Genomic DNA, 5,209 nt, shown 5'->3' with positions numbered 1-5,209 from the left:
CGGGGTCCCCGGGGAGGGCGGAGCCTTCCCGATGACAAGGCGGGGCGCCGGGAGATCGCCGGCTGCTACCCCTCGCGGAAGGGCGAGAGGGCCGACAGCGCCTCCATCTCCGCCAGCATGGCCGGGCGTTCCTGCTCCAGCGCCGCCGCCACGGCGCGGCGCAGCCCGCCATGCGCGATCCAGTGGGCCGAGTAGGTGGGGCGTGGCAGGTAGCCGCGCTGGATCTTGTGCTCGCCCTGCGCGCCGGCCTCGACGCGGGGGATGCCGTGCGCGATGGCGAAGTCGATCGCCTGGTAGTAGCAGAGCTCGAAGTGCAGGAAGGGGGCTTCCACCACGCTGCCCCAGTTGCGGCCGTAGAGCGCGTCGCGCCCCAGCAGGTTCAAGGCGCCGGCCACCGGCTCGCCGTCCCGCTCGGCCAGCATCAGCACCACGGCGTCGCCGAGGCGTTCCGAGAGCAGCGGCCAGAATTTCCCGGTGAGGTAGGCGCTGCCCCACTTGCGGTCCACCGTGTCGCGGTAGAAGCGGTGGAAGGCGGCCCAGTGGCGCGGCGTGATCTCGTGCCCGCGCAGGGCGCGGAAGGTCAGGCCGGCCGATTGCGCGTCGCGGCGCTCGCGGCGCAGCGCCTTGCGCTTGCGGCTGGCGAGGGCGCCGAGGAAGTCGTCGAAGCTCGCGTAGCCCTCGTTGTGCCAGTGGAACTGCGTGCCGAGGCGCTGCAGCCAGCCCGCCTCGCCGAGTTCCGTCCATTCCGCCTCGGTGCAGAAGGTGACGTGGACCGAGGAGAGGTCGAGCTGCCGGCATGCCTGGGCCAGCCCCTCGGCCAGGGCGATGGCGGGGATGCCGGACCCCGGCCGGCGCAGCAGGCGCGGCCCGGGCACCGGGCTGAACGGCGAGGCGACCTGGAGCTTCGGGTAGTAGCGGCCGCCGGCGCGCTCGAAGGCGTTGGCCCAGCCATGGTCGAACACGTACTCGCCGTAGGAGTGCGACTTGGCGTAGCAGGGCGCGCAGGCGACGATGCGGCCGCAGGCGTCCCGCAGCACGGCGTGCTGCGGCAGCCAGCCGGTGCGCGCCCCGGCGGAACCGGAATCCTCCACCGCGGAGAGGAAGGCATGGCTGACGAAGGGGTTGTCGCCGCCGGCGCAGGCATCCCAGTCCGCGGCCGGGATGTCGGCGATGCGCGGGTGGAGGGTGAGCGAGAGGGCGGGCGCCTCGCCCGTCGCGTCGCCCGTCTTGGGGAAAGGCATGCGCCGGCCATGCTGCGCCGCACCGGCGGAGAAGTCGAGCGACGTTGCGGCGACGGCCTGCCGGCGCGCCTGCTCCCCGTGCCGGGGCCGGTGGCGGCGCTGGCGGCGGCCGGGATGCTGCTGGCCGCCGTCGCGCTGCCGCTCGCCACCTACACGACGACGCTGGCGCTGTTCGGCCTCGCCCATGTGCTGAGCGAGTTGCGCTACGTCGATGCGCGCTTCGGCCGGCGGCTGGGGACGCGGCTGGCCGGCCGGTTCGCCGCGCTGCTGCTGGGCGCGGCGGCGCTGCGGCTGGCGGGGATGCAGGGCTGGCTGCGGCCGGAGGCGGCGGTGGCGGGCGAGCTGGCTCTGGCGGCGCTGCTGGTGGCCCTGGTGGTGGGGCGGATGCGGCACCGGCGCTGGCTCGGCGGGGCGGTGGCCGGCGGGCTGGCGGCGGGGGCGGTGCTGGCGCCCTTCGCGACGCTGCTGGCGGCGGCGATCCTGCACAACCTGACGCCGCTGGGCTTCCTGGCAGAACGGCTCCGCGGCGCGCGGCGCCGGCGGGCGATGGCGGTCGCGGCGCTCGCCTTCCTCGGGCTGCCGCTGCTGGTGGCGACGGGCCTGCCCTTCCGCTGGCTGGCCGGGGCCGGGCTGGTGGCGCCGGAGGCGGCACTGTTCCCGGCGGGCGGGCTGGCGGACCATCTGCCCGCCTACGTGCCGGCCTCGGCGCTGTGGTCCGACTGGGCGCTGCACGCCTTCGCCGCCTCGGTGCTGGCGCAGTGCCTGCACTACGCGGTGGTGATCGGCGTGCTGCCGCGCCTCGCGGGGGAGGCGGAGCGGCCGGCGCGCGGGGCGGCGGGGCCGCTGCTGCGCTGGCCTTCGGGCGGTCCGCTCGGCTGGCGTTTCCTGCTCGGACTCGGCGCGGCGGGGGCGGGGCTCGCGCTGGGCTTCTGGCTGGACTACGCGGCGGCGAAGCGGGTCTATGCGCTGGCGGCGCTGCTGCATGCCTGGGTGGAATGGCCGATCCTGCTGCTGGCGCTCGGCGCCGGGCTTCAGGCGCGGCCGAGCGCGTAGAGCAGCAGGCCGGCCGCCGTGGAGGCGGCGTTGGCGAGCAGGGAGACGAGCAGCGCCCGCGGCCAGGGCAGGGCGGCGAGCAGCCGGTAGGCCGGGGCCTCGGCCAGCACCACGGCGCCCTCGGCCAGCAGCACGGCCGTGCCGTAGCCGAGCCGGTCGGCGAGCGGCGGCACGCCGTGCCAGACGGCCGGGTGGGTGAGGGCGGTGCCGGCCAGCGCAGCCAGGGCGGCGCGCGCGGAGGGGCTCCCAGGGCGGCTCTGGAGGCGGCCCCACCCGGCGGCCGCGACGAGGAGCGCGGCGGCGACGGCCTCGACCAGCACCGAGAGCAGGAAGGCGGCGGTCTGGGTCATGTGGCGGGAACGTTGCCTCGGCGGAGCCGGTACGATGACGCGCGCGCGCCGACCTGCCAGCATGGCGCCCGGGCAAGGCACCAGGAGGATTCGACGATGCCGCCTTTCCGCCGGGTCGCCATGGCCCTCGGCGTGGCCGCGGCCGGGCTGCCGCTGGCCGTGCCGATGGCACCGCGCGCCGACGTCCCACCGCCGCCCGGCTACCGGGAGCGTGCCATCGCCTCGCTGATCGTGGCCGCCGGCCATGCCTGCCCGGAGGTGACGGGGCTCGGCGCGGCGGATCCGCAGGATGCGGCCAGGCTCGCGGCGCAGGGGCTGGATGCCGCCCTGGCCACGTGCAGCGGCGGCGCCCGCTACGTGGTCGGCACGCCGAGGCGCCGCTACGGTGCCCCGGACCCGAACGCGCCGCCGCTTCCGGCGCCGCAGGTCTGGCCGCTGCGCTGACGCGGCGTGCTCGGGCGCGCCGCAGGCGGGGGCGGGAGGACCGAGTCGGCCCGGGCGCTCAGACGAACTCGAACATCCCCTCGACCTCGACCGAGGCATCGCCGGGCAGCGAGGGCACGCCGACCGTGCTGCGGGCATGGCGGCCGGCCTCGCCGAACACCGCCACGGCGAGGTCCGAGGCGCCGTTCATCACCACCGCGTGCTGGGTGAAGTCCGGCCCGGCCGCGATGAAGCCGCCGAGCCGCACCACGCGCGCGATGCGGTCGAGGTCGCCCAGCGCCGCCCTGCACTGCGCCAGCACGTTGATCAGGCAGAGCCGCGCCGCCGCCTGCCCCTGCTCGACGGAGACGGCGCCGCCGAGCTTGCCGGTCTGCGCGATCTTCCCGTCCACCAGCGGGATCTGGCCGGAGACGACCAGGAGCCGGCCGCTCTGCACGAAGGGAACGTAGTTCGCCACCGCCGCCGGCGGCGCCGGCAGGACGATGCCGAGTTCGGCGAGTCTGCTGTCGATGCGTCCGGCCATGGTCGGAATCCTTCTCTCAGCCGACCAGGCGCAGGGCGCGGCGACGGGCGCGCGGGGAGGGCTGCTGCGGCAGGTCGAGCGGCAGCATGGATTCCTGCGCCGCGTTGCCGATCGCGTCCATGGCGCAATCCGCCTCGCTCGGGTTGGGCAGGTCGCGCCGGCCGAGATAGTCGATGGCGAGCCGGCGGAAGGCCCAGTCCAGCACCGAGGTGGCGCGCGTGATGGCCGGATCGCCCTCCACCGCGCCCGAGGGGCCGAAGCGCGTGTAGCCGTAGGACTCGACGTACTCGTCGAGCGGCACGCCGGACTGCAGGCCGAGCGAGACGGCCAGCGCGAAGGCGTCCATCAGGCTGCGATAGGCCGCGCTCTCCTTCGAGAGCTGGAAGCTGATGCCGATGGGCCGCCCCTCGGCATCCTCCGAGGTGTGCAGCGCGACGCGGTGCCCGCCCACAGTGACGCACCAGTTGGCGCCACGGCCGCCGCCGGTCTGGCGGCGCGGCGCGGGACGGGGCGCGGGCCGGCCGGGCTCGGCCAACGCCGCCGGGGCGGGCGGGTCGGCGTGCAGGAAGCGGCCGGTGGCCTCGGCCATGGCGCGGCGGGCCGGCTCGTTCACCTGGGCCAGCAGGGCGGCGGCACGGGTGCCGGCGCGCCGGGCGGCCGCGGTGGGCAGGTCGGCGGGCCGGCCGAGCAGGTCGAAGCCCGGGCGCGTCGGGCCCGGGGCGGGCGAGAGGCCGCCGGTCTCGGCGCCGAGCAGCGCCTCCACCGCGTCGGCCGGTTGCAGCGCCACCAGCGCCACGTGGCGTCGGCCCGGGGCGGCGGCCGCCTCGTCCAGCGCCGCGCGGGCCGCCTCGGCGAGACCGGGCACCACGGTGCTGGCCGGAGGCGGCGGGGCGAACAGGGCGACCGGCTCGGTGGCGCCGTGCCGCTCCGCGAGCCGGCCGGATTCGGCCTCGGCGGCGCCGCGCGTCAGCGCGCCGATGGCGGCGCCGACGGCGCGCGCCTCGGGCGAATCGTAGCGCAGCCCGATCCCGGCCAGCAGCCCGGCGAGATCGGCGAAGCCGAGGTTGAGACGGCCGGCCTTGCCGCCGCCGAGGATGTCGAGCGCCCGCACCGCGACCGCGACCGCGGCCCGGTAGGCGGGCGCGTCGAAGCCGCCCTCCTCGTCGAGGAAGGCGGGCAGGTTGAGCACGAAGCGCGGCTCGGCGGCGCCGTCGTTGCGCCACACGCCGGCGCCCGGCGCGCCGCGGCGGGCGAGCAGCAGCGCGCGCAGCGACTCGGCGAAGGCGGCCGCCGCCCCGGCCGAATCGAGGCGGCCGAGCCGGCGCCCGCGGGTGGCGATGCGGCGTATCCACGGCTCGGCGGCGGCGGGCAGGCTGACCGGGCCGCCGCCCGGCGCCAGCGCGGCGAGGGCGGCGGCGGCGGAGTCGTCCCAGGCGGTGGGCAGCGCCACGGCGCGCGGGCGCGCGTCCGGCTCCGGCGCGGCGCGGGTGCGGCGGAGCGGCAATTGGTCCCAGAGCGTGCCAGCGGTGCTTGCCATGCGCCGATGCTAGGCAAAGCCGGGCGGCGCGGGAAGGGCGCATCTTGTGGGTGCGCCGGGG

6 protein-coding genes are annotated in these 5,209 nt (G+C 77.3%); 2 read left to right on the top strand and 4 right to left on the bottom strand.

Going from position 1 to position 5,209, the window contains the following annotated elements:
* Positions 1-65 precede the first annotated feature (65 nt).
* Complete coding sequence (locus tag M0638_RS05810) at positions 66-1,241, bottom strand: GNAT family N-acetyltransferase (RefSeq protein ID WP_248666022.1); 1,176 nt, start codon at positions 1,239-1,241, stop codon at positions 66-68.
* A 9-nt stretch (positions 1,242-1,250) separates the two neighbouring features.
* Between M0638_RS05810 and M0638_RS05805 the strand changes: the two genes are divergently transcribed.
* Positions 1,251-2,294, top strand: a complete 1,044-nt coding sequence (locus M0638_RS05805) for a hypothetical protein (protein WP_248666021.1) — start codon at positions 1,251-1,253, stop codon at positions 2,292-2,294.
* On the opposite strand, the gene M0638_RS05800 is transcribed toward M0638_RS05805, so the two are convergent.
* Positions 2,273-2,644 carry a hypothetical protein gene (locus M0638_RS05800; protein ID WP_248666020.1) on the bottom strand — a complete coding sequence of 124 codons (372 nt, stop codon included), beginning with the start codon at positions 2,642-2,644 and terminating at the stop codon, positions 2,273-2,275. The two genes, M0638_RS05805 and M0638_RS05800, sit on opposite strands and share 22 nt — an antisense overlap.
* Before the next feature lie 96 nt (positions 2,645-2,740).
* On the opposite strand from M0638_RS05800, the gene M0638_RS05795 reads away from it, so the two are divergent.
* Positions 2,741-3,088, top strand: a complete 348-nt coding sequence (locus M0638_RS05795; protein WP_248666019.1) for a hypothetical protein — start codon at positions 2,741-2,743, stop codon at positions 3,086-3,088.
* Between the two features lie 58 nt (positions 3,089-3,146).
* Here M0638_RS05795 and M0638_RS05790 read toward each other — a convergent pair whose 3' ends face one another.
* Complete coding sequence (locus tag M0638_RS05790) at positions 3,147-3,611, bottom strand: RidA family protein (RefSeq protein WP_248666018.1); 465 nt, start codon at positions 3,609-3,611, stop codon at positions 3,147-3,149.
* Positions 3,612-3,627: 16 nt separating this feature from the next.
* A complete protein-coding gene (locus M0638_RS05785) occupies positions 3,628-5,148 on the bottom strand; it encodes a TSCPD domain-containing protein (RefSeq protein ID WP_248666017.1) in 1,521 nt (506 codons plus the stop codon).
* Between the last annotated feature and the right edge of the window lie 61 nt (positions 5,149-5,209).

Origin of the sequence: Roseomonas acroporae (genome assembly GCF_023223525.1) — a bacterium.
In the GTDB taxonomy this organism is placed as follows: domain Bacteria; phylum Pseudomonadota; class Alphaproteobacteria; order Acetobacterales; family Acetobacteraceae; genus Roseomonas_E; species Roseomonas_E acroporae.
This window is presented reverse-complemented; position numbering and strand designations above follow the sequence as displayed.